Annotated in this window: 20 protein-coding genes and 1 tRNA gene; 11 read left to right on the top strand and 10 right to left on the bottom strand. The window is 62.8% G+C overall.

From position 1 onward, the window contains the following. Positions 1–19 precede the first annotated feature (19 nt). The 5 genes from FHS89_RS07470 to FHS89_RS07450 are packed head-to-tail and all read left to right on the top strand — an operon-like array spanning position 20 to position 4,556. Positions 20–952, top strand: coding sequence for a histone deacetylase family protein (locus FHS89_RS07470; RefSeq protein ID WP_184010149.1), 933 nt, complete (start codon positions 20–22; stop codon positions 950–952). After that, the gene (locus tag FHS89_RS07465; protein WP_184010147.1) at positions 945–1,181 is read left to right on the top strand and encodes an exodeoxyribonuclease VII small subunit; all 237 of its coding nucleotides are present in this window, start codon (positions 945–947) and stop codon (positions 1,179–1,181) included. The genes FHS89_RS07470 and FHS89_RS07465 overlap by 8 nt, the downstream gene beginning before the upstream one ends. A 5-nt stretch (positions 1,182–1,186) precedes the next feature. Then, entirely contained in the window at positions 1,187–2,089 is a 903-nt protein-coding gene (locus tag FHS89_RS07460) for a polyprenyl synthetase family protein (RefSeq protein ID WP_184010609.1), read from the top strand. 16 nt (positions 2,090–2,105) lie between these two features. Continuing rightward, on the top strand, positions 2,106–4,040 hold the full coding sequence (dxs, locus tag FHS89_RS07455; protein ID WP_184010145.1) for a 1-deoxy-D-xylulose-5-phosphate synthase: 1,935 nt from the start codon (positions 2,106–2,108) through the stop codon (positions 4,038–4,040). 3 nt (positions 4,041–4,043) lie between these two features. Then, entirely contained in the window at positions 4,044–4,556 is a 513-nt protein-coding gene (locus tag FHS89_RS07450; RefSeq protein WP_184010143.1) for a peroxiredoxin, read from the top strand. Between the two features lie 99 nt (positions 4,557–4,655). On the opposite strand, the gene FHS89_RS07445 is transcribed toward FHS89_RS07450, so the two are convergent. Then, the gene (locus FHS89_RS07445; protein WP_184010141.1) at positions 4,656–5,453 is read right to left on the bottom strand and encodes a DUF547 domain-containing protein; all 798 of its coding nucleotides are present in this window, start codon (positions 5,451–5,453) and stop codon (positions 4,656–4,658) included. A gap of 88 nt (positions 5,454–5,541) precedes the next feature. Then, positions 5,542–5,979, bottom strand: coding sequence for a tRNA (cytidine(34)-2'-O)-methyltransferase (locus FHS89_RS07440; protein ID WP_184010139.1), 438 nt, complete (start codon positions 5,977–5,979; stop codon positions 5,542–5,544). Between the two features lie 185 nt (positions 5,980–6,164). Between FHS89_RS07440 and petA the strand changes: the two genes are divergently transcribed. From petA to FHS89_RS07425, 3 genes are read left to right on the top strand one after another with little or no spacing between them, the layout of a single operon-like run. Beyond that, entirely contained in the window at positions 6,165–6,728 is a 564-nt protein-coding gene (petA, locus tag FHS89_RS07435) for a ubiquinol-cytochrome c reductase iron-sulfur subunit (RefSeq protein ID WP_184010137.1), read from the top strand. 18 nt (positions 6,729–6,746) lie between these two features. Further along, the gene (locus FHS89_RS07430) at positions 6,747–8,081 is read left to right on the top strand and encodes a cytochrome b (RefSeq protein WP_184010135.1); all 1,335 of its coding nucleotides are present in this window, start codon (positions 6,747–6,749) and stop codon (positions 8,079–8,081) included. Between the two features lie 28 nt (positions 8,082–8,109). Next, positions 8,110–8,904: a cytochrome c1 gene (locus FHS89_RS07425; protein ID WP_425502782.1), complete on the top strand. Its 795-nt coding sequence runs from the start codon at positions 8,110–8,112 to the stop codon at positions 8,902–8,904. A 149-nt stretch (positions 8,905–9,053) separates the two neighbouring features. Here the strand turns inward: FHS89_RS07425 and FHS89_RS07420 are convergent, their stop codons facing one another. The 8 genes from FHS89_RS07420 to FHS89_RS07385 form a co-directional block, all read right to left on the bottom strand. Further along, complete coding sequence (locus tag FHS89_RS07420; protein WP_184010131.1) at positions 9,054–10,619, bottom strand: cisplatin damage response ATP-dependent DNA ligase; 1,566 nt, start codon at positions 10,617–10,619, stop codon at positions 9,054–9,056. Positions 10,620–10,651: 32 nt separating this feature from the next. Beyond that, the gene (locus FHS89_RS07415) at positions 10,652–11,722 is read right to left on the bottom strand and encodes an SMP-30/gluconolactonase/LRE family protein (protein ID WP_221229314.1); all 1,071 of its coding nucleotides are present in this window, start codon (positions 11,720–11,722) and stop codon (positions 10,652–10,654) included. Positions 11,723–11,765: 43 nt separating this feature from the next. After that, a complete protein-coding gene (locus FHS89_RS07410) occupies positions 11,766–12,749 on the bottom strand; it encodes a ligase-associated DNA damage response exonuclease (RefSeq protein ID WP_343051362.1) in 984 nt (327 codons plus the stop codon). Positions 12,750–12,787: 38 nt separating this feature from the next. Continuing rightward, the gene (locus tag FHS89_RS07405; RefSeq protein WP_184010129.1) at positions 12,788–13,174 is read right to left on the bottom strand and encodes a hypothetical protein; all 387 of its coding nucleotides are present in this window, start codon (positions 13,172–13,174) and stop codon (positions 12,788–12,790) included. Between the two features lie 22 nt (positions 13,175–13,196). Next, positions 13,197–13,979 (bottom strand): DUF6478 family protein, encoded by a 783-nt coding sequence (locus tag FHS89_RS07400; protein WP_184010127.1) that lies wholly within the window; start codon positions 13,977–13,979, stop codon positions 13,197–13,199. A 21-nt stretch (positions 13,980–14,000) separates the two neighbouring features. Continuing rightward, positions 14,001–14,738, bottom strand: coding sequence for a hypothetical protein (locus FHS89_RS07395; protein ID WP_184010125.1), 738 nt, complete (start codon positions 14,736–14,738; stop codon positions 14,001–14,003). Continuing rightward, positions 14,725–16,452, bottom strand: coding sequence for a dihydroxy-acid dehydratase (gene ilvD, locus FHS89_RS07390; protein WP_184010123.1), 1,728 nt, complete (start codon positions 16,450–16,452; stop codon positions 14,725–14,727). The genes FHS89_RS07395 and ilvD overlap by 14 nt, the downstream gene beginning before the upstream one ends. 208 nt (positions 16,453–16,660) lie before the next feature. Next, entirely contained in the window at positions 16,661–17,779 is a 1,119-nt protein-coding gene (locus FHS89_RS07385; protein ID WP_184010121.1) for an iron-containing alcohol dehydrogenase, read from the bottom strand. A gap of 131 nt (positions 17,780–17,910) precedes the next feature. Between FHS89_RS07385 and FHS89_RS07380 the strand changes: the two genes are divergently transcribed. The 3 genes from FHS89_RS07380 (at position 17,911) to FHS89_RS07370 (ending at position 19,617) form a co-directional block, all read left to right on the top strand. Then, positions 17,911–17,985 (top strand) — tRNA-Gln (locus tag FHS89_RS07380). Between the two features lie 94 nt (positions 17,986–18,079). Beyond that, a complete protein-coding gene (locus tag FHS89_RS07375) occupies positions 18,080–18,430 on the top strand; it encodes a nuclear transport factor 2 family protein (protein WP_184010119.1) in 351 nt (116 codons plus the stop codon). A 125-nt stretch (positions 18,431–18,555) separates the two neighbouring features. After that, complete coding sequence (locus FHS89_RS07370; RefSeq protein ID WP_184010117.1) at positions 18,556–19,617, top strand: sodium-dependent bicarbonate transport family permease; 1,062 nt, start codon at positions 18,556–18,558, stop codon at positions 19,615–19,617. Positions 19,618–19,790 lie beyond the last annotated feature (173 nt).

The raw sequence follows: 19,790 nt of genomic DNA, 5'->3' as shown, positions 1-19,790 counted from the left end.
CTAAAGCTATGGTCAGAAGATGCGTACACTTTTGTTTACACATGACGACTGTCTAAATCACGTTACACCTGAAGGTCATGCCGAGCAGGTGGCGCGGATGCATGCCGTGCGCGACGCACTCGCCCCGCTGGATGGCCTGATCCGGCAAGAGGCGCCCGATGTGGCGGATGAGGCGATCTTGCGGGTGCATCCCCAGTCCCATCTTGATGCCATCACCGGGGCCGCTCCAGCAAGTGGCATTGTGCAACTCGATCCCGATACATTCATGTCCCCCGGTAGCCTGAGTGCCGCGCGCCGGGCGGCAGGTGCGATGGTCGCTGCCGTTGATCAGGTGCTGACCGATCAGGCGGACCGCGCCTTTATCGCCATGCGCCCGCCCGGTCATCATGCGGAGAAAACCACGCCGATGGGCTTTTGCCTGTTTGGCACGGTCGCGATTGGCGCGGCTCATGCGCTTGCGGCCCATGGGCTCGACCGGGTCGCGATTGTGGATTTCGACGTGCATCACGGCAACGGCACGCAGGATCTGATCTGGGATGAGGAGCGGGTGCTCTTTATCTCATCCCACCAGATGCCGCTTTATCCCGGCACAGGTGCGGCAAATGAGACGGGCGCCCATGGCAACGTGATGAACCTGCCCCTGCCCACTGGTTCTGATGGCGCGCATATGCGCCGCGTCTATGAGCGGGACGTGCTGCCAGCGCTGGATGCGTTTGCGCCACAACTGATCCTGATCTCCGCCGGGTTTGACGCCCATGCCCGCGACCCTCTGGCACAACTGAACTGGGACGAAAGCGACTATGTTTGGGTGACGGAGGCGCTGTGCGCGCTGGCCGACAAACACTGCGCCGGGCGTGTCGTCTCGACGCTGGAGGGCGGATATGATCTGGATGCGCTTTGGGCCTCAACGGCCGCGCATGTGAAGAGTTTGATGGGAACGACCGATGACTGAGATAGCAAAAATGTCCTTTGAGGACGCGATGGCCGAACTGGAGCGGGTGGTCGATCAACTCGACCGGGGCGAAGTGCCGCTGGAGCAATCCATCACGCTCTACGAGCGGGGCCAAAAGCTGAAAGCGCATTGCGAGGCAAAGCTGCGCGATGCCGAAGAGCGCGTCTCCAAAATCACCATGGGCCCCGCCGGAGAGGCCACCGGAACCACCCCTTTCGACGCTGAGTGACCCAGATGCTTGACGCCTCCCCCTTTCGTTCTGCCCTGACCGACGCCCAGTCGCGGGTTGAGGCAGCGTTGGAGGCCGGATTGCCCCGCCCCACCGGGCCGGAGGCACCGATTGCGCACGCCATGCGCTATGCCACGATGGGCGGCGGCAAACGCCTGCGCGCCTTCATGGTGATTGAGACGGCAAAGCTGTTTGACGTTGACCCGGCAGGCGCGGACCGTGTCGCCGCTGCCATCGAATGCCTGCACGCCTATTCGCTGATCCATGATGATCTGCCCTGCATGGATGACGACGATCTGCGGCGCGGCCAGCCCACGGTGCATATCAAATGGGACGAGGCAACCGCCGTTCTGGCAGGCGACGCATTGCAAACCTGCGCCTTTGCCCTCTTGGCGGACCCGGCCACCCATGACAGTGCGGAGGTGCGGGTGCGCCTTGTCGCGTCGCTCGCGCAGGCGGCTGGGCAACACGGTATGGTGGGCGGACAGGCGGCAGATATTGCCGCTGAAACCGCAACCACCCCGGCCACGCTTGCCGATATCGAACATATCCAATCGCTCAAAACCGGTGCGCTGATCCGCTGGTCGGCGGAGGCAGGCGCGATGCTTGGGCAGGCCGATGCTGCCCAAACGCGCGCCCTGACCGCCTATGCCACCGCACTCGGCCTTGCCTTCCAGATCAAGGATGACCTTCTGGATGTCGAAGGCGACGCCGACGCCGCCGGTAAGCGCCTGCGCAAGGACGAAGCCGCCGGAAAAGCCACATTCGTTTCCCTTCTTGGTGTGGAGGAGGCGCGCGCGCGTGCCCTCGCCCTTGCCGAGGAGGCCCGCTCCGCCCTCGCGCCCTTTGGGGCGGCAGCAGACACATTGCGTGACGCTGCCACCTATATCGTGACACGCCAGACCTGACTTGGAGGATCCAGCCATGACCGACGCCCACCGCCCGGTGACACCCCTTCTGGATAAGGTCACCTATCCATCCGACCTCAAGCAATTCAATGATCGTGAGCTGCGACAGGTCGCTGACGAGTTGCGGCTGGAAACCATCTCTGCCGTGTCCGTGACGGGCGGCCACCTTGGCGCGGGCCTTGGCGTGGTGGAGATCGCGACAGCGCTTCACGCGGTGTTCGACACGCCACGGGACAAGATCATCTGGGACGTGGGCCACCAATGCTATCCGCATAAAATCCTGACCGGGCGGCGCGACCGCATCCGCACCCTGCGTATGGGCGGCGGGCTGTCGGGCTTTACCAAGCGCAAAGAGAGTACATACGATCCGTTCGGCGCGGCGCATTCCTCCACCTCCATCAGTGCTGCCACGGGCTTCATGATGGCGCGCGAATTGGGCGGGAACTGCCCCGAAGGGTTGGGCGATGCGATTGCCGTCATTGGCGATGGCTCCATGACCGCTGGCATGGCCTATGAGGCGATGAACCACGCGGGCCACCTCAAAAAGCGGCTGATCGTGATCCTGAACGACAACAAGATGTCGATCGCCCCGCCTGTTGGCGCGCTGTCCGAATATCTCACACGGCTGTATGCGGGCGAGCCGTTCCACGATCTCAAGGCCGCTGCAAAGGGTGCGGTGAGCCTCCTTCCGCCACCCTTCCGCGAAGGGGCCAAGCGCGCCAAGGAGATGGTCAAATCCATGACCGTCGGCGGCACCCTGTTCGAGGAATTGGGCTTTTCCTATATCGGCCCCATCGACGGGCACGATATGGATCAGTTGCTCGCCGTTCTGCGCACCGTCAAGACCCGCGCCGACGGCCCCGTGCTGATCCACGCGATCACGAAAAAGGGCAAAGGCTACGCCCCGGCGGAGCATTCCCCCGACAAGGGCCACGCCCGCGCGAAATTCGACGTCGTGACCGGGGAGCAGAAGAAATCCGCCTCCAACGCGCCAAGCTACACCAAGGTGTTCGCGCAAAGCCTCATCAAAGAGGCAGAGCATGACCCCCAGATTTGCGCGATCACGGCCGCGATGCCCGATGGCACGGGCCTTAACCTTTTTGCCGAGCGGTTCCCGAACCGCTGTTTCGACGTTGGCATCGCAGAGCAGCATGGCGTGACCTTCGCCGCGGGCCTTGCGGCAGGCGGGATGAAGCCCTTTGCCGCGATCTATTCCACCTTCCTGCAACGCGGCTATGATCAGGTCGTGCATGACGTGGCCATTCAGGGCCTGCCGGTGCGCTTCGCGATTGACCGCGCGGGGCTGGTGGGAGCGGATGGCGCGACCCATGCGGGCAGCTTCGACATTGCCTATCTCACGAACCTGCCCGGCTTTACGGTGATGGCCCCGGCGGATGAGGCGGAACTGGTGCATATGGTCGCCACCGCCGCCCAAATCGACGATGGGCCAAGCGCCTTCCGCTTCCCCCGTGGCGAAGGCGTCGGCGTCGATATGCCCGAGCGCGGCACCCCGATTGAGATCGGCAAGGGCCGGATCGTGAAAGAGGGCACGAAACTCGCGATCCTGTCCTATGGCACCCGGCTTGCGGAATCGGTTGCGGCGGCGGAGGTTCTCGACACGCGCGGCATCTCCACCACGGTGGCGGATGCGCGCTTTGCCAAGCCGCTCGATCACGATCTGATCCTGCGCCTTGCCCGCGAACATGAGGCGCTCGTGATCATCGAGGAGGGCGCGGTTGGTGGCTTTTCCTCCCATGTGATGCACCTTCTGGCGACCGAAGGGGCGTTGGACACTGGCCTCAAAATCCGCCCGATGGTGTTCCCCGATATCTTCATTGATCAGGACAGCCCGGCCAATATGATGAAAGTCGCGGGCATGACGACCGATCATATCGTGCAAAAGGCCTTGGATGCCCTTGGCATTGCGAGCCTTGACGCGCAACGCGCCTGACCGATGACGGAGCCGCGTGACCTGATCGGGGCGTCCCTGCCGGATGTCACCCTGCGCGCGACCGATGGCGCGGATATTGCGTTACGCGCGCTGCCCGGGATTACGGTGATCTATGCCTATCCACGGACAAGCCCCCCGGATGCACCCCCTATCGAGGGTTGGGATCTGATCCCCGGCGCACGCGGCTGCACGCCGCAATCCTGCGCGTTCCGCGATCATTTCTCCGATTTGACGGCTGCGGGAGCGGACGCGGTGTTTGGCCTGTCCACTCAAGGGACCGCGTTTCAGCAGGAGGCCGCCGCGCGCCTCCACCTTCCCTTTCCGCTCCTATCGGATGAGCGGCTTCACCTCGCGGGCACTTTGCCCACATTTGAGGCTGGCGGCATGCATCTTTTCAAACGGGTGACCCTGATCCTGCGCGACGGTGTTGTAATCCATGCCATGCACCCGATCCCGGACCCGTCGCAGAACGCGGCGGATGTGATCGCGTGGCTTACCGCCCATCGCAAGCCCTGATCCAATTCACTTTCTCTAAATATCCAGATGGGCCGCAGGCCCGTCGCGGGCCAAGCTGCGCCCCCTTTACGGGGGCAGCGGCGCGGCCCGCCCCCCTGATCAGATGTTCAGCGACCAGTCATACCGATCATCCGCGATGCGCGTGATCGTCTCAGGTATCGCGGCCCCATACTGACGCAGATGCGAGATCACACCCGCATCCGTATTGCCGAAATCCTCCTTGAACCACTCATAGATCGACGACACGACAAGCCGCCCATCCTCGACACTGGCCCCGCGCGGATGCGTGGCAAAGGCGCGCGCGCCCGCGTCAAGGTCGGGGCCAAGCGTTGCGGCCTCCCACGGGCGGCCCATCAGGTTCGGACACCCGATGGAAGCGCAATTGACCGCGTAATGCACGCGGGCGTCCTGCCAGACCGGGCGCAGGATGCCATGCTCGATATCGTCAAGGCTCAGCCGCGCGCCCGCAATGGTCACGACCTTGTCCGCCCATGGCCCGGTATTGAACAACCCGCCATTCACCTTGCGGATCGTATCGACCGGCATGGCACCCGCGACCAGCCAGACGGTGACGGCATTATAGGCGTTCACCCAAAACGCGAAGGCCGCATCGGGCGTCAGCCGCGTCGGGTCGGTGGCCTCCAGCACATCAATATAGTTGCGCAGCACCGGGACGGAGACATTGGCATAGTCAAACCGCGCCACCCCATCGGCCCCCATGCGCCAATGCTGCGCAAGAAGGTCGGCCCAGATACTGTTGTCGATGGCAGCCTGACCGCCGAACTGATCCCACGGGCCGGGAATACGTTTGGACGCGGGCGCGGCCACCACGACGGAGGGCGCTAGGATGGCAGCGCTCGTGAGTGCGAGAAACGTGCGGCGGGTCGTGTCATACATCTGAGCATACCTGTTATGGGTTGGCGTATAGCTGACCTAACAGGCACGGGCTTATTCTCAACCCAGCTAACAGGAGTGTGACCGATCGTTACGAGAGGCTCTGCACCCCGGCCCAGATGGCAATCCCGGCGGAGACGGAGATATTGAGTGACCGCGTACCCGGTGCGGTGGGAATCACCACCCGGGCGTCTGCCGCGTCATGGACGTAATCGGGCACGCCCGCGCTCTCACGTCCCATGAGAATCGTGTCCGTCTGCTGAAATTGAAACGCCCCGAGCGGGCTTGCCCCGCGTGTGGTCATCAACACCAACCGCCCGGATCGGCTTGCCTGAAACGCGTCCCAATCATCATGCCGGGTGATATCGGCCAGATCGGCATAATCCATCGCCGCGCGACGGTAGGATTTGACCGAAAAAGGAAAGCCACAAGGCTCAATCACGTCCACCGGCACCCCCAGACAGGCACAAGTGCGCACGATTGCCCCCAAATTCGGCGCAATATCGGGTTGAAAGACAGCAAGTCGCATGTGCAATCCTGTTCAATGGGCTAAGTCACACCTCACAATGGGCGCCATGCCATAACACAACTGCGTCGCACTGTCCGCTGGACCGGACGGGGCAGGCAGTGTATGGCACGGCGATCCGCACTGCGTTTACGCGGTGTTAGAGGTTTTGGAGCCCTAAGGGGCGGAACGCAATGAGGGAGATGTTCGTGTCCCATGTAGACGAAAACGAGCCAAACCGCCGCGATTTTCTCTATGTCGCAACGGCTGGGGCAGGCGCAGTGGTGACAGGGGCCGCCGTTTGGCCGCTGGTCAACCAGATGAACCCAAGCGCGGACGTGCAGGCACTGTCCACCATTGATCAGGACGTGAGTGCATTGGAGCCCGGCTCCCAGATGACCGTGCTGTTCCTTGGTAAGCCAGTTTTCATTCGCCGCCGGACGGAGCAGGAAATCGCCGAAGCGCGTGATGTTGAGCTGTCCCAACTGCCCGATCCCAACGCCCGGAACCCGAATGCGGGTGACGACGCGGCGGCGACCGACGCGAACCGCGCGTTGGACGAGGCAGGCGAATGGCTGGTCATGACCGGCGTTTGCACCCATCTTGGCTGTGTGCCCTTGGGCGATGCGGGTGACTTTGGCGGCTGGTTCTGCCCCTGCCATGGCTCGCACTACGATACGGCTGGCCGTATCCGCCGGGGCCCGGCACCTGAAAACCTTCACATCCCGGTTGCAGAGTTCGTTTCCGACTCTGTGCTGCGGATCGGCGCATAACGAAAGGGAGAACGAACTATGGGCGGTATCCCACACGACCATTACGAGCCAAAATCAGGCGGAGAGAAGTGGCTTCATCGTCGCCTCCCCATCCTTGGTCTGGCTTACGACACATTGATGATCCCCACGCCAAAGAACCTGAACTGGATGTGGATCTGGGGCATCGTGCTGACCTTCACGCTGGTGCTGCAAATTGTCACCGGCATCGTTCTGGTGATGCATTACACACCGCATGTGGACATGGCGTTCAACTCTGTTGAGCACATCATGCGGAACGTGAATGGCGGGCATATGCTCCGCTATATCCACGCAAACGGCGCATCGCTGTTCTTTATCGCTGTGTATCTGCACATTTTCCGTGGCCTTTACTATGGCTCCTACAAGGCGCCGCGCGAGGTGACATGGATCATCGGTATGCTCATCTTCGTTCTGATGATGGCGACCGTGTTCATGGGCTACGTTCTGCCTTGGGGTCAGATGTCCTTCTGGGGTGCAACCGTGATCACCGGCCTGTTTGGTGCGATCCCGGTCATTGGTGAGCCGCTGCAGACATGGCTGCTGGGCGGACCGTTCGTTGGGAACGCGACGCTCAACCGCTTCTTCTCACTGCATTACCTGCTGCCCTTCGTGATCCTTGGTCTTGTGATCGTGCACATCTGGGCATTCCACACCACGGGCAACAACAACCCGACCGGTGTTGAAGTGCGCCGCACGTCGAAAGAAGACGCCGCGAAAGACACGCTGCCCTTCTGGCCCTATTTCGTGATCAAGGATCTGTTCGCACTGGCGCTGATCCTCGTGGCGTTCTTTGCGGTGGTTGGCTTCATGCCGAACTATCTGGGCCACCCGGATAACTACATCCCGGCGAACCCGCTGGCGACCCCGGCGCATATCGTGCCTGAATGGTATCTGTTGCCGTTCTACGCGATGCTGCGGGCGATCACCTTCCCCATCGGTATTCCGTTCACGGATATTATCATTATCGACGCGAAATTCCTCGGCGTTTTGGTCATGTTCGGCTCCCTTGCCGTGATGGCCATCGCACCCTGGACGGATACGAGCCGCGTGCGCTCGGGCCGCTATCGCCCGATGTTCAAGTGGTGGTTCATCGTGCTGATCATCGACTTCTTCGTCCTGATGTGGGCGGGTGCGATGCCGGCAGAGGGTCTGGTGCCGCTGATCTCCCTGATCGGGACGATCTACTGGTTCGCCTATTTCCTCGTGATCCTGCCGGTCCTTGGCATCATCGAGAAACCGTTGCCGCAACCGGCCACGATCGAGGAGGCGTTTGACGCCGATCACCCGATCGAGTCGAAAAGCGCTGGCACCACTGCCGCGACACCCGCGGAATAAGACCGGAGCATAGGAGACAATTATGACTATCCTCAAAACACTCCGGACCGCTGTTGCAGCCCTCGTCCTCGCCACTGGTGGGGCATGGGCCGCGGGCGGCGCGGGCTATGTCGAAGATTACGACTTCTCCTTCGAGGGGCCGTTCGGCAGCTATGACCAATTGCAGCTTCAGCGCGGTCTGAAGGTGTATCACGAGATTTGCTCTGCCTGTCACGGGCTGGAGCAGGTCTATTTCCGCAACCTGACCGATCCCAACGGCCCCGGCCTGCCGGAAGATCAGGTGCGCGAATTCGCCAAGAACTATTTCGTAGCGGATGATTCCTTCGGCGCACAGCCGGGCGACACGCGTGAAGCGGGCCTGCCGGATCAGTTTCCCGGCTCCGCGCTGGAAAACGCACCGGACCTGAGCCTGATGGCGAAGGCGCGCGCGGGCTTCTCCGGCCCTTACGGCCTCGGCACCAACCAGCTCTTTAAGGGCATGGGCGGGCCAGAGTATATCGCGTCGCTGCTGACCCATTACACCGGGTCTGAGCGGGAAGAGGCGGGCACGATCCTCTACGGGAACGAGACCTTCTCTGGCGGGTATATCGGCATGGCGCCGCCGCTCTGGGGCGAGGATGTGGTGTTCGACGATGGCTCCCCGAACGATCTGGAAAGCCTGTCCAAGGATGTCGCGGCCTTCCTCATGTGGTCGGCAGAGCCGAAGCTGAACCAGCGGAAACATGCGGGCCTCGTGGGCGTGCTGATCCTTGGTCTGCTGACGGTGCTGCTGTACTTCACCAACAAAAAGCTGTGGTACAACGTCAAACACCGCAAGGAATGATCCTTGCCAGTTGCGAATAGTGAAAAGGCCGGGCGCACTGCCCGGCCTTTTTGCTTCTGGACAAAGCGTGGTGTTTTCCCGGCGCCGGGCGCAGCCCCCGCCGGGCCACCCCCAAAGGGAGCCGAAGGCGACGTGCGGGAGCGCCCCGCTCAGATCAGCGCGCGAATATCGGCAACCGTCGCGGCCTCCTCGATCGGTTTGTCCCACCGGATGCGCCGGATGCGGGGAAACCGCATCGCGAGGCCCGATTTGTGGCGGGGCGAGGCCTGCACCGCGTCAAACACGACCTCCAGCACCAGCCCCGGCCTGACGCCCCGCACCGGCCCGAACCGTTCGGTGAAATTGGCGCGCACCCATTTATCGAGCCGCACCAATTCTTCATCCGTGAAGCCGGAATAGGCTTTGCCCACGGGCAACAGCCGCCGCCCCTCCGGCCCGTCCACCCAGGCGCCAAAGGTATAATCGGAATAATAGCTCGACCGTTTGCCATGCCCGCGCTGCGCGTACATCAGCACGCAATCAGCCTCTAAAGGATCGCGTTTCCACTTGAACCACGGCCCCACCGGGCGGCCCGCGACATACGGCGCGTCGCGCCGTTTGAGCATCAGCCCTTCAAGCGCATCGTCGCGCGCCCCGGCCCGCAATGCCGAAAGCTCCGCCCAATCGTCAAACGCGATCGGTGCCGACAGATCAACGCCACCGGGCCGCACCCGCCCCACCCACGCCGCCAGACGCGCCTGTCGTGTCTCAAGCGGCAAGGGGCGCAGATCCTCGCCGTCCTCCTCCAAGATGTCATAGACGCGGATCATCGCGGGACGCTCCGCCATCATCTTAGCCGTCACCCGCTTGCGATTGAGCCGCTTTTGCAGATCGGCAAAGGGTGCGACATCCGCCCCCGCCCGCACCAGCAATTCGCCATCAAGACACGCGTGCCAATCCATCCGGTCAATCACATCGGGAAACGCGGCGGAGATATCTTCGCCCGTCCGGGTATAGAGCCTGCGCCCCTCAGGCGTAGCGACCGCCTGCACCCGGATACCATCCCATTTCCATTCGGCAACAAACTGCGCAGGCACCATATCGGCCAAGCGGGCCTCATCCAGTGGCGTGGCGAGCATCACCGGGCGAAAGGCGAGCGACAGGTCCAGATCAGGCCGCGCGCCACCATCCAGCCACGCGAAAAGCGGCAGATAGGGCGGCTCCAGCCCGAACCACATCTCGGTTATGTCCTCAAGGGGATGGTCAGGACCGGCAAGTGCGGTTTGCACCAGCCGGGTGGAGACGCCCACGCGCATCCCGCCCGTGCAAAGTTTGATCAACGCATAACGCCCCGACCCATCAAGCCGCTCGAGAAGCTGCGCCAACACCGCAGCCCGGTCCGTCCGCCCCGCCATCCGAAGCGAACCGACAACCTCATCAAGGGTCGGTGGGGTGCCATTCCCCTTGCCCGGCCACAGCAGCGCCACCGTCTCCGCCAGATCACCAACATAGTCATAGGACAGCCGAAACAGGACCGGATCAACCCGCTCCTCCACCAGCGCACGAATGACGGAGGAGGTCACATGCGGCAGATCGAGCGTTCCGGCAAGCGCCGCCAGCGCCCATCCCCTGTCCGGGTCAGGTGTTTGCGCGAAAAAGTGCTGCAAATGCGCGAGTTTCGCATTGCGGCCCGGCGTGAATGCCAGCGTTTCAAGAAGATGGGCAAAAGGCGTCATGGATCACAAGCCTAGCGCCCCGCCCCGATTGCTCAAGGGGCGGCAAGCACGCCAAGCCCGGGCGCACCTAGGCTGCTGACATAGAGAAGATCGCCAACGATCCGCCCGCCCGTGACCAGCGGATAGGCCCCGTCCGCGTCATGCAGCACATCCAGCACCTGCCCCTGCCCGTCGATCCGCATGAGGATGCCATGATCAATGGGGGTCGGGCGGACCTGCTCGGGCAGCCGCCAGATGACCTCCCGCAGGGTCGGGAAGGGTGCCAGCACATCCGCGATCTTGCGGCGCGGCGACACAAGGCCGACCCAGAAGGTCCCATCCCCCTGCGCCTGCACATTGTCCGGGAACCCCGGTAGATTGGTCAGGATTTCCGTCCGGGTGCCAGTGGCAAGATCGAGCCGCCATATCCGGTAGCCGCCCGTCTCCGCGATAATCAGCGCGTCCTCCTCCGGTGTCAGCGCCACACCATTGGTATAGGTGAACCCTTCGGCAAGGATCGTGACCTCCCCATCGCGCCAGCGGGCGACATAGCCGGTATCGCGATGCTCCCACAGATCGAGGATAGAGGTCGCCAGCGTGCCGCCCTGCGTCGCGGGATCAAACCGCTGGGTGGACACGCTGAAATACACACTGCCGTCCGATCCGACATCAAGCTGGTTGATATAGCGCAGCGGCGCGCCGTTCACGCGATCCAGCAGCACCTCGCTGCCGCCATCAATCGTCCAGCGCAACAGGCCAATCGTCGGGTCCGCTATGTAGAGCGCGTCATCCGCGCCAAATTCCAGCCCCAGCGGGCGATCCGTCAGCCGCCCCACCTCCAGCGCGCTGCGCCCCTCGACCCGCCAGAGGATACCATCCTGCGTTGTGGTCCAGATCGAACCGTCGGAATGCACCGCGATGTCCTCTGGCCCGACACTGCCGCCAAGCGGGATCGCCTGAAGCGGGGCAAGCCGCTCATTGAGCGCAAAGTCACCGGTAAAGCCCTGATCCCGCTCCGGCGACCATGCCACCGCATCCACCTCAACAGGGGAGAACAGCAGCCATGATGTGCCCAGCGCGAACAGGAAGATGAACAGGAAAAGTCGAATAATGCGGAGTATCATGGCGCCACATTGCGCGAGTTTCGCGCGCCGTGCAATGGCCCGATCAGTCGCCGTCACCGTCCTCCCCGCGCCCTGCAAGCGCCAGCGGGGCCGCGTCAATTCCTTGAGTCGCGCACCAGTGACAGAGCGCCTCTTCCGCGCCATGGGTGACCCAAACCGTGCGCGCACCCGTCTCCGTGATGGTGCGGGTCAGCCCCTCCCAATCGCAATGATCGGAGATGATCAGCGGCAGTTCGACCCGCCGCTGCCGCGCACGGGCGCGCACTTGCATCCAGCCCGATGCCCCCACCGGCAACACATCGCCCAGACGGCGCGACCAGCGATCCTGCAACGCGCCGGGCGGGGCGAGCACGATCTCCCCGGCGAAATCCTTGCGCGCGGTTGTGGCAGGCGCGCGGGGGCCAAGCGGCACGCCAAGCTCCTCATAAAGGTCACAGAGCCGCTCTAAAGCGCCATGGATAAAAACCGTCCGGTCATAGCCCGCAGCACGCAGCCCCGCGAGGATGCGCTGCGCCTTGCCCAAGGCATAGACGCCGACCACATGACACCGCTCGGGAAAGGCCGCGACGGAGGCGAGAAGCTTTGCGATCTCTCCCTCAAGGGACGGATGATCAAAAACTGGCAGGCCGAATGTGGCCTCGGTCACGAAAAGATCACAGGGGACCAATTCAAACGGCGTGCAGGTCGGGTTGACGCCACGGGTGTAATCCCCCGACACGACCGCGCGCACCCCGGCCCGCTCGATCACCACCTGCGCCGAGCCAAGCACATGACCCGCCGGAGCAAAGCGGACCGTGACACCGCCAACTGCCTGCGCCATGCCATAGGGCAGCCCTTCGACCCGGCCAAACGCCTCCGCGCCATAGCGCGCCTGCGCGATCAGCCCGGTTTCCGGCGTGGCAAGGATCGCCCGGTGGCCGGGTCTGCAATGATCGCCATGGGCATGGGTGATGACCGCCCGCTCCACCGGCACCACGGGATCAATGAAAAAGCCACCCTGCGGGCAGTAGAGCCCCTGATCGCGCACCTCCAGAAGGGCGCGGGCGGTATCGCGTGGCCCGGCGATCAGAACCTCGTCAGGCTCAATTGCCGCCGAAACGCCTTTTTGAGCATATCCAATTCGGCCCGCAGCAGATCGAGTTCGGCCGTCAGGTCATAGGGCAGCACGTCGCCTGCCATCATGGGCATCGTGGCGACCGGCTCCACCGCGCCCTCCGCCCGCAGGATCAGGGTCTGTATCCCGTCATTCAGCGCCTCTTTCGGCACGTCGATCTTGACCATATGAACGCCCTGCTCCCCCGGCATGGCCTGCACATCGGCATAGCCAAGCACCCGATTGCCCAGCACCAGTTCCATGATCGGCATCAGCGCGGTTTCGGGCGTCACTTCGACGATCGTGGTCAGCACGCCGTCCTGTAGGGACATGGTGCGGCATGTCAGGGTCGGCTCCATCGGCGGTTTCCTTCAATAATGACTACAGCGACAGGCGCGGGCGGCGCAGGATCGATACGTCGCGAATATGAATTTCGTTCATGGTGGGGGTTTGGAAGATAAGGTCAAGCCACATGTCCTTGCCCCGCTTCGGATCAAACTGTGAATAAAAGATATCGAACTCGACCCAAGGATCGGCGGCGTTGAAATCCAACTCGCGCACGATCTGTTCCACATTGGGACCATGCCGCAGATTGAGCCGGGCAAAAACCTCCAGCGGCACATCAAGCGACATATCGAAGGTAAAGCGCACCAGATCATCGCGGCTGGTGCGCTGCGCCTCGCCCTCAGGGCAGGACAGCGCCAGTGACAGAAACGTCCCGCCAAGCTCATAGGATTCGATTACCAAGCCAAAGCGCGCAGGGCTTTCCGTCTTGTTGCGCACCTGACGGACGGTGAAATCCGGCTCCGGCACATCATGGTGCAGCGTCACCCCTTCCCCCAAAAGGGTGCCACTGGCCGGGCGGGCCAGCCCGGGGCGGGCAAGCGGTTTTTCAAACACCTGCGGGCGAAAGAAAAAGGACGTGTCGCGGGGCAGGATATCGCGCCCCGTGGCGCCTAGGGTCTCTGCCTGGGTGGTGGCCTGATCGACGTCACGCTCCAATTCCGCAAGAAGCGGACGCAGCTCGCGCGCCTGCCGCCGCCAGCGCCGCGCATCCTTATCCGCGCGCTGACCGGCCAACACCGCCGCATGTCGCCTGCGCCAGATGCGCAGCGCCAGTTTGTGCACAAGTGTGGCCATCAGGAAGCTGAAGCGGGATGCCATGGCGTGCTCTCCTGCCCGCGATCAGTTGGTCAATTGCGCGTTCGTGGTCCGCACCGCCTCACGCAGCGCGGCCAGATGACGGAACAGCACGAAATCACCGGGATAGTTCGGCTCGTAATCGCTGATGGTGAGCACGACCATCCGGTCATTCTCCTCCGTGAAAGCGCGCCAGAACCGGGGCGAGGCCCCTGCGGGCGTGGTCGCGCGATCCTCTTCGCCCAGCACATAAAGCGCATTGCCAAGCTGGCGTGTCTGGCGCACCCGCACCGGGCCTGCCTCCACCCCACGGGCGAGAACAGCGCCCGCCTCCGGCTGGTGAACCGCACGCTCCAGCACGTCCAGCCGGTCCCCGTCTGGGATACCTTCCAACAGGCCATTCGGTGCAATGCTGACCGTCAGCAGGGCCGCAACGGGCGCGCGGATCTCTGCCGCATCCCCGTACAGCGGGGCGGGCGAAAAGGACGCCGGGAAATCCGCCAAGGTCACATCCGGGGCGACTTTCGCGCAGTCCCCCAGCACCACCGTGGCCCCGGCTTCGGTTGCCTGGATGGAGGACGGGTCAAGGCAGAACCCGCGTGGCGTGCCCACGGCCACCTCCCGCTCCCCCAGTTCAAACACCACGCGCGTGGGTGTCAGATCGGTGATGTAGGGATTGGACCGGGCAATCTGTTCTGCGGTGGGGGCACAGGCCGCCACCGCCAGAAGAAGGAACACCGCACCAAGACGGCAGGACATCATCACCCGATCAGAGATCGGCATAGATATGCTTTTCCATCTTGGCCCCGGGATGGGTCACCGCACCCTTGCGCGCGCCACCCACCTGCTGCGCGTATTTCCACAGCGCGCCGGAGGCATAGATCGTCTCGCGCGGGCCTTTCCAGTTCGCCTTGCGCGCCGCAAGCTCCTCATCCGTCAACGCGACTGACAATTCACCAGTGATCGCATTGATGGTGATGCTGTCTCCGTCCTGCAACAGCCCAATGGGCCCGCAATGTGCGGCCTCCGGCCCCACATGGCCAACGCAGAAACCGCGTGTCGCGCCAGAGAACCGGCCATCGGTGATTAGCGCCACCTTCTTGCCCATCCCCTGTCCGCTGAGGGCTGCGGTCGTGGCGAGCATTTCTCGCATCCCCGGCCCGCCGGACGGCCCCTCATTGCGGATGACGAACACGTCGCCCTCCTCATAGGCGCGTTGCTGCACGGCCTCGAACGCGTCCTCTTCGCATTCAAACACGCGCGCGGGGCCAGTAAAGACGAGCTGCTCATCTGCCATGCCTGCGATTTTCACGATGGCCCCTTCGGGCGCGAGGTTGCCCTTGAGGCCAACGACGCCACCGGTTTTCGACAATGGCTTGTCCACCGGATAGATCACGCGGCCATCGGCGGCGCGGGTGACCTTGTCGATTTCCTCCCCGATGGAATAGCCCGTGACGGTCATGCAATCGCGGTGGATCAGACCGGCGCGATCTAGCTCTTTCAATACGGCAGGCACGCCGCCTGCTTCATAGAGGTCTTTCGCCACATACTGCCCGCCGGGCTTGAGATCGACGAAATAGGGTGTGTCGCGGAAAATGTCGGTGACGTCCTCAAGGAAAAAGTCGATCCCCGCCTCATGCGCGATCGCGGGCAGGTGCAGCCCTGCATTGGTCGAGCCGCCGGTGCAGGCCACGATGCGCGCGGCGTTCTGCAGGCTTTCAAGGGTGACGATATCGCGGGCGCGGATGTTCTTTTCAATCAGGTTCATGACCGCGCGGCCCGATGCCTCACCATACTGGTCGCGGCTCTCATAGGGCGCGGGCGCACCGGAGGAGTTGGGGAGCGCCAGACCAATCGCCTCGGACACACAGGCCATGGTGTTTGCGGTAAACTGACCGCCACAGGCTCCGGCGGAGGGGCAGGCCACCCGCTCCAGCGCGCGCAGCGCCTCGTCGGACATATTGCCCGCCTGATGCATGCCCACGCCTTCGAACACGTCCTGAACGGTCACGTCGCGGCCCTCATGCCGCCCCGGCAGGATCGACCCGCCATAGACGAACACGGAGGGCGTGTTGAGCCGCACCATCGCCATCATCATGCCCGGCAGCGACTTGTCACAGCCCGCAAGACCGACAATCGCGTCATAGCAGTGGCCGCGCATGGTCAACTCCACCGTATCGGCAATCGCGTCGCGCGACGCGAGGGAGGACCGCATGCCCTCATGCCCCATCGCAATCCCGTCGGTGACGGTGATGGTGGTGAATTCGCGCGGCGTGCCGGAACCTTGCTTCACACCATGCTTCACGGCCTGCGCCTGACGGTTCAGGGCGATGTTACAAGGTGCCGCCTCATTCCAGCAGGTCGCGACCCCAACGAAAGGCTGCGCGATCTCCTCTTCGGAAATCCCCATCGCATAGTAATAAGACCGATGCGGCGCGCGGCTTGGCCCCATGGTGACATGGCGGGAGGGAAGGCTGGACTTGTCGAACTTTTTCATCTGGCACGTTTCCTGAAATGAGTTTGCTCCTGATTAAGCCGCCCATGGGCGGGTGACAAGCATGGAAGCCCATACCACGCGCATTCCGCCCTGTTTCGACGCCTCCGGCGGGAGGTATTTTCAGAAAAAAGAATTGCGGGGCGGCGCGCCAAGTGGCTTCTTTTTTCCCCAAATACCTCCCGCCGGAGGCTTCCCCGGTCTCAGCTGGTCAAAGTGCCTTAGTATATATTGCCAGCGCATCCTCATATGTGACCTCACGCGGGTTGTTGATCAGAAGCCGGGTCTGCTTCATCGCGTCCTCGGCCAGCATCGGCAGGTGATTATGCCCGACGCCGACGTCGCTGAGACGTGTTTTCAGCCCAATGCGCGGGGCCAAGGTGCGAAATCCATCGGCCAGCGTTGCGCCGTCAAAACAGATGCTGGCCAGTTCCGCATAGGCATCTTCCGCTGCGGGCGCGTTGAACTCCAGCACATGCGGCAGGACAAGGCAGTTGGACAGGCCGTGGGGCACCTTGAAATGGCCGCCCAGCGGATAGGCCAGCGCATGCACCGCCGCAACCGGCGCATTGGCAAAGGCCATGCCCGCGAAACAGGAGCCCAGCAGCATCGCGCCCCGCGCGGCCTCATCCTGTGGTGTGTCGCAGACCCGTTCGATATTGGCGGACAAGAGCGTCAAGGCTTCCCGCGCCAGCGCGTCCGACAATGGGTTTTTGCGGTGACGGCTGGTGAAGGCCTCGATCGCGTGGACCATCGCATCCACCCCCGTCGCCGCCGTATGATCGCGCGGCAATCCGAGTGTGAGCCGCGCGTCAAGCAAGGCCACATCCGGTAGCAAAAGCGGGGAGACGATGCCCATCTTCTGCGCCTCCCCCGTTGTGAGAATGGAAATCGGCGTCACTTCCGATCCGGTTCCAGCCGTGGTCGGCACAAGGATCAGCGGCAGGCGCGGGCCAGTTGCGTTGCCCACGCCATACATCGCGCCAAGCGGTTGATCCGACGCGTTCAAAAGCGCCACGACCTTCGCCACATCAAGGGCCGATCCCCCGCCCAAGGCGACGATCCCGTCACACTGGGTAAGCTGGCTGGCCACATCCTCAACCAGTGCCTCGGGCGGGTCGGGGATGATCGTGTCCACGACCGTGCACGCCAGCCCCGCCGCCCGGATCGACCGCTCCGCCTCCTCCGTCAGACCGAGCGCGCGCACGGGGGCATCCGTGACAAAGCCCACATGCCGCACACCGCGCGCCGCCATCAGCGCGCCAATCTGCGCAGAGGCCCCGATTTCGCACACGATCTTGGGTGTCGTTTCAAAGTTGAACGGTTGCATCGTGATCCTCCCTCACAGCACGTCCCGGCCAGAGTGGCGGGTGGGAGAAAGCGCCTCAACCCCCCTGAGCAAAAACCTGCAATTTTCCTCTTGAAGCCCGCCGCACACCCGCATAAAACCCGCGCACCTGTTGGGGTGTAGCCAAGTGGTAAGGCAGCGGTTTTTGGTACCGTGTATCGTAGGTTCGAATCCTACCACCCCAGCCAGGTCTTTCCTGAATGTGCAGACAATCCCTTCGACGCAGCTGGACAGGCGGTGGGCGCGGACACACAGTATCCTCATGCTGAGTGGGAGAGAGCGATGATACCCGATTACACCCTGTTCGCCCGTGACTGGGAAGCCGCGTGGAATGCGCATGATCTGGATCGGATCATGGCCCATTACACCGACGATATCGTTTTCCGGTCCCGCAAGGCGATTGCCCATACCGGCACCGGCGCATTGCGGGGTAAGGCCGATTTGCGGCGGTACTGGGCTGCCGCGCTGAACCAACAGCCCGATCTGCGGTTTCGGGTGCAGTCGGTGCTGGGCGGCCACGACATGGCTGTGATTGTGTATCTCAACCATCGGGACGTTCTGGCGGCAGAGACGCTCTATTTCCGCGAAGACGGCTTGGTCGAGCAGGCCGCGGCCTGTCACGACATGGCCTAGGGACTGGTTTGGATGGCTCCGAGCACAAGCATTCTCCATTTTAGAACAAAAACTTACAAACGTTATATTTTTTAAATCTAATCGGTTGCGATATCTCCCTCCCCAGCAGAACGGAGGGGTTTCCCATGGATATCGCATTGACCATCCTCGGCACATTGGCTGAGCAATTTCAAAAGCCAACCCTCGCGTTTTTGATCGCGGGCATGATGCTCGCGGCGCTCGGCAGCAAGTTCGAAGTGCCGGAACCGGTTTACAAATTCATCGTGATCCTTTTGTTGCTCAAGGTGGGTATGGGCGCGGGGATCGCTATTCGGGACGCCAATTTCCTTGAGCTTTTCGTGCCTGCCATCGGGGCGGCGGCCATCGGGATCGGCGTTGTGCTTTTGGGCAGCCGGACACTGGTAAAGGCCAAGGGCGTGACCGAAGTGGACGCGCTGGCCACCGTTGGCCTGTTCGGCGCGGTGTCCGCCTCCACCCTCGCGGCAGGCATGGCGATGCTTGATGACAGCGGGATCGCTTATGAAGGATTTATCGGTGCGCTCTACCCGTTCATGGATATTGCGGCTCTTGTGACGGCCATCGTGATGGCCAAGGTGGCCGCGGCCCGGCGGGCGAGCACGCATGTCGCCATGGGCGGCGGCACACTCGCCGTGTCCGGCGGGAAAGGCGGGGCCAAGGGCGCGTTGGAAGAGGGTCTGCTCAAAGGCATTCTGGTCGATACGTTCCGCAGCCCCGCCATCTCCGCCCTTGTGGCAGGGTTGGCCATTGGCCTGCTGTCGGAGCCGCAATCGGTTTACAAAAGCTTCTATGAGCCGCTGTTCCGGGGTCTGTTGTCGATCCTCATGCTGATCATGGGGATGGAGGCTTGGGCGCGGTTCTCCGAATTGCGGAAGGTGGCCCATGCCTACATCCTTTATGGTGTGATGGCGCCGATTGTGCATGGGCTGATCGGGTTTGGCGTGGGCATGATCGCGCATGAGTTGACCGGCTTTTCGGCGGGGGGGGTGGTGCTCTTGGCGGTGATGGCCGCGTCCAGTTCTGACATTTCCGGCCCGCCGACGATGCGCGGCGCCCTGCCCGATGCGAACCCGTCCGCCTATGTCGGCACGTCCACCGGGATCGGCACGCCTGTCGCGATCCTCAGCATCCCGCTGTTCATCGCGCTGGCACAGGCATTTATCGGCTGACAGAGCACTGAATTCATCCCAAACCAGAGGCGCGTCGAGAAATCGCCGCGCTTTTTTTATTCAATATCAGGGCATTATGATTTTTCTGGCAATTTTGTGAACAAAGTTCACGATTGCGTATTGCATCCGCGCGCACCCCTCCCAATATAATTTGAACAATGTTCACAAAAGGA

Origin of the sequence: Rubricella aquisinus (assembly GCF_014199445.1) — a bacterium.
Taxonomy (GTDB): domain Bacteria; phylum Pseudomonadota; class Alphaproteobacteria; order Rhodobacterales; family Rhodobacteraceae; genus Rubricella; species Rubricella aquisinus.
Note: the sequence above shows the minus strand (reverse complement) of the source record. Positions and strands in the feature narration are given on the sequence as shown.

What these genes read in the sequence shown, in the direction of transcription:
- FHS89_RS07385 (WP_184010121.1), bottom strand. Translation starts at nt 17,779, where the DNA reads ATGCAACCGTTCAACTTTGAAACGACACCCAAGATCGTGTGCGAAATC.
- FHS89_RS07400 (WP_184010127.1), bottom strand. Translation starts at nt 13,979, where the DNA reads ATGGCATCCCGCTTCAGCTTCCTGATGGCCACACTTGTGCACAAACTG.
- FHS89_RS07375 (WP_184010119.1), top strand. Translation starts at nt 18,080, where the DNA reads ATGATACCCGATTACACCCTGTTCGCCCGTGACTGGGAAGCCGCGTGG.
- FHS89_RS07470 (WP_184010149.1), top strand. Translation starts at nt 20, where the DNA reads ATGCGTACACTTTTGTTTACACATGACGACTGTCTAAATCACGTTACA.
- FHS89_RS07405 (WP_184010129.1), bottom strand. Translation starts at nt 13,174, where the DNA reads ATGGAGCCGACCCTGACATGCCGCACCATGTCCCTACAGGACGGCGTG.
- FHS89_RS07415 (WP_221229314.1), bottom strand. Translation starts at nt 11,722, where the DNA reads ATGATACTCCGCATTATTCGACTTTTCCTGTTCATCTTCCTGTTCGCG.
- FHS89_RS07370 (WP_184010117.1), top strand. Translation starts at nt 18,556, where the DNA reads ATGGATATCGCATTGACCATCCTCGGCACATTGGCTGAGCAATTTCAA.
- FHS89_RS07395 (WP_184010125.1), bottom strand. Translation starts at nt 14,738, where the DNA reads ATGCCGATCTCTGATCGGGTGATGATGTCCTGCCGTCTTGGTGCGGTG.
- dxs (WP_184010145.1), top strand. Translation starts at nt 2,106, where the DNA reads ATGACCGACGCCCACCGCCCGGTGACACCCCTTCTGGATAAGGTCACC.
- FHS89_RS07440 (WP_184010139.1), bottom strand. Translation starts at nt 5,979, where the DNA reads ATGCGACTTGCTGTCTTTCAACCCGATATTGCGCCGAATTTGGGGGCA.
- FHS89_RS07420 (WP_184010131.1), bottom strand. Translation starts at nt 10,619, where the DNA reads ATGACGCCTTTTGCCCATCTTCTTGAAACGCTGGCATTCACGCCGGGC.
- FHS89_RS07445 (WP_184010141.1), bottom strand. Translation starts at nt 5,453, where the DNA reads ATGTATGACACGACCCGCCGCACGTTTCTCGCACTCACGAGCGCTGCC.
- FHS89_RS07465 (WP_184010147.1), top strand. Translation starts at nt 945, where the DNA reads ATGACTGAGATAGCAAAAATGTCCTTTGAGGACGCGATGGCCGAACTG.
- ilvD (WP_184010123.1), bottom strand. Translation starts at nt 16,452, where the DNA reads ATGAAAAAGTTCGACAAGTCCAGCCTTCCCTCCCGCCATGTCACCATG.
- FHS89_RS07460 (WP_184010609.1), top strand. Translation starts at nt 1,187, where the DNA reads ATGCTTGACGCCTCCCCCTTTCGTTCTGCCCTGACCGACGCCCAGTCG.
- FHS89_RS07450 (WP_184010143.1), top strand. Translation starts at nt 4,044, where the DNA reads ATGACGGAGCCGCGTGACCTGATCGGGGCGTCCCTGCCGGATGTCACC.
- FHS89_RS07430 (WP_184010135.1), top strand. Translation starts at nt 6,747, where the DNA reads ATGGGCGGTATCCCACACGACCATTACGAGCCAAAATCAGGCGGAGAG.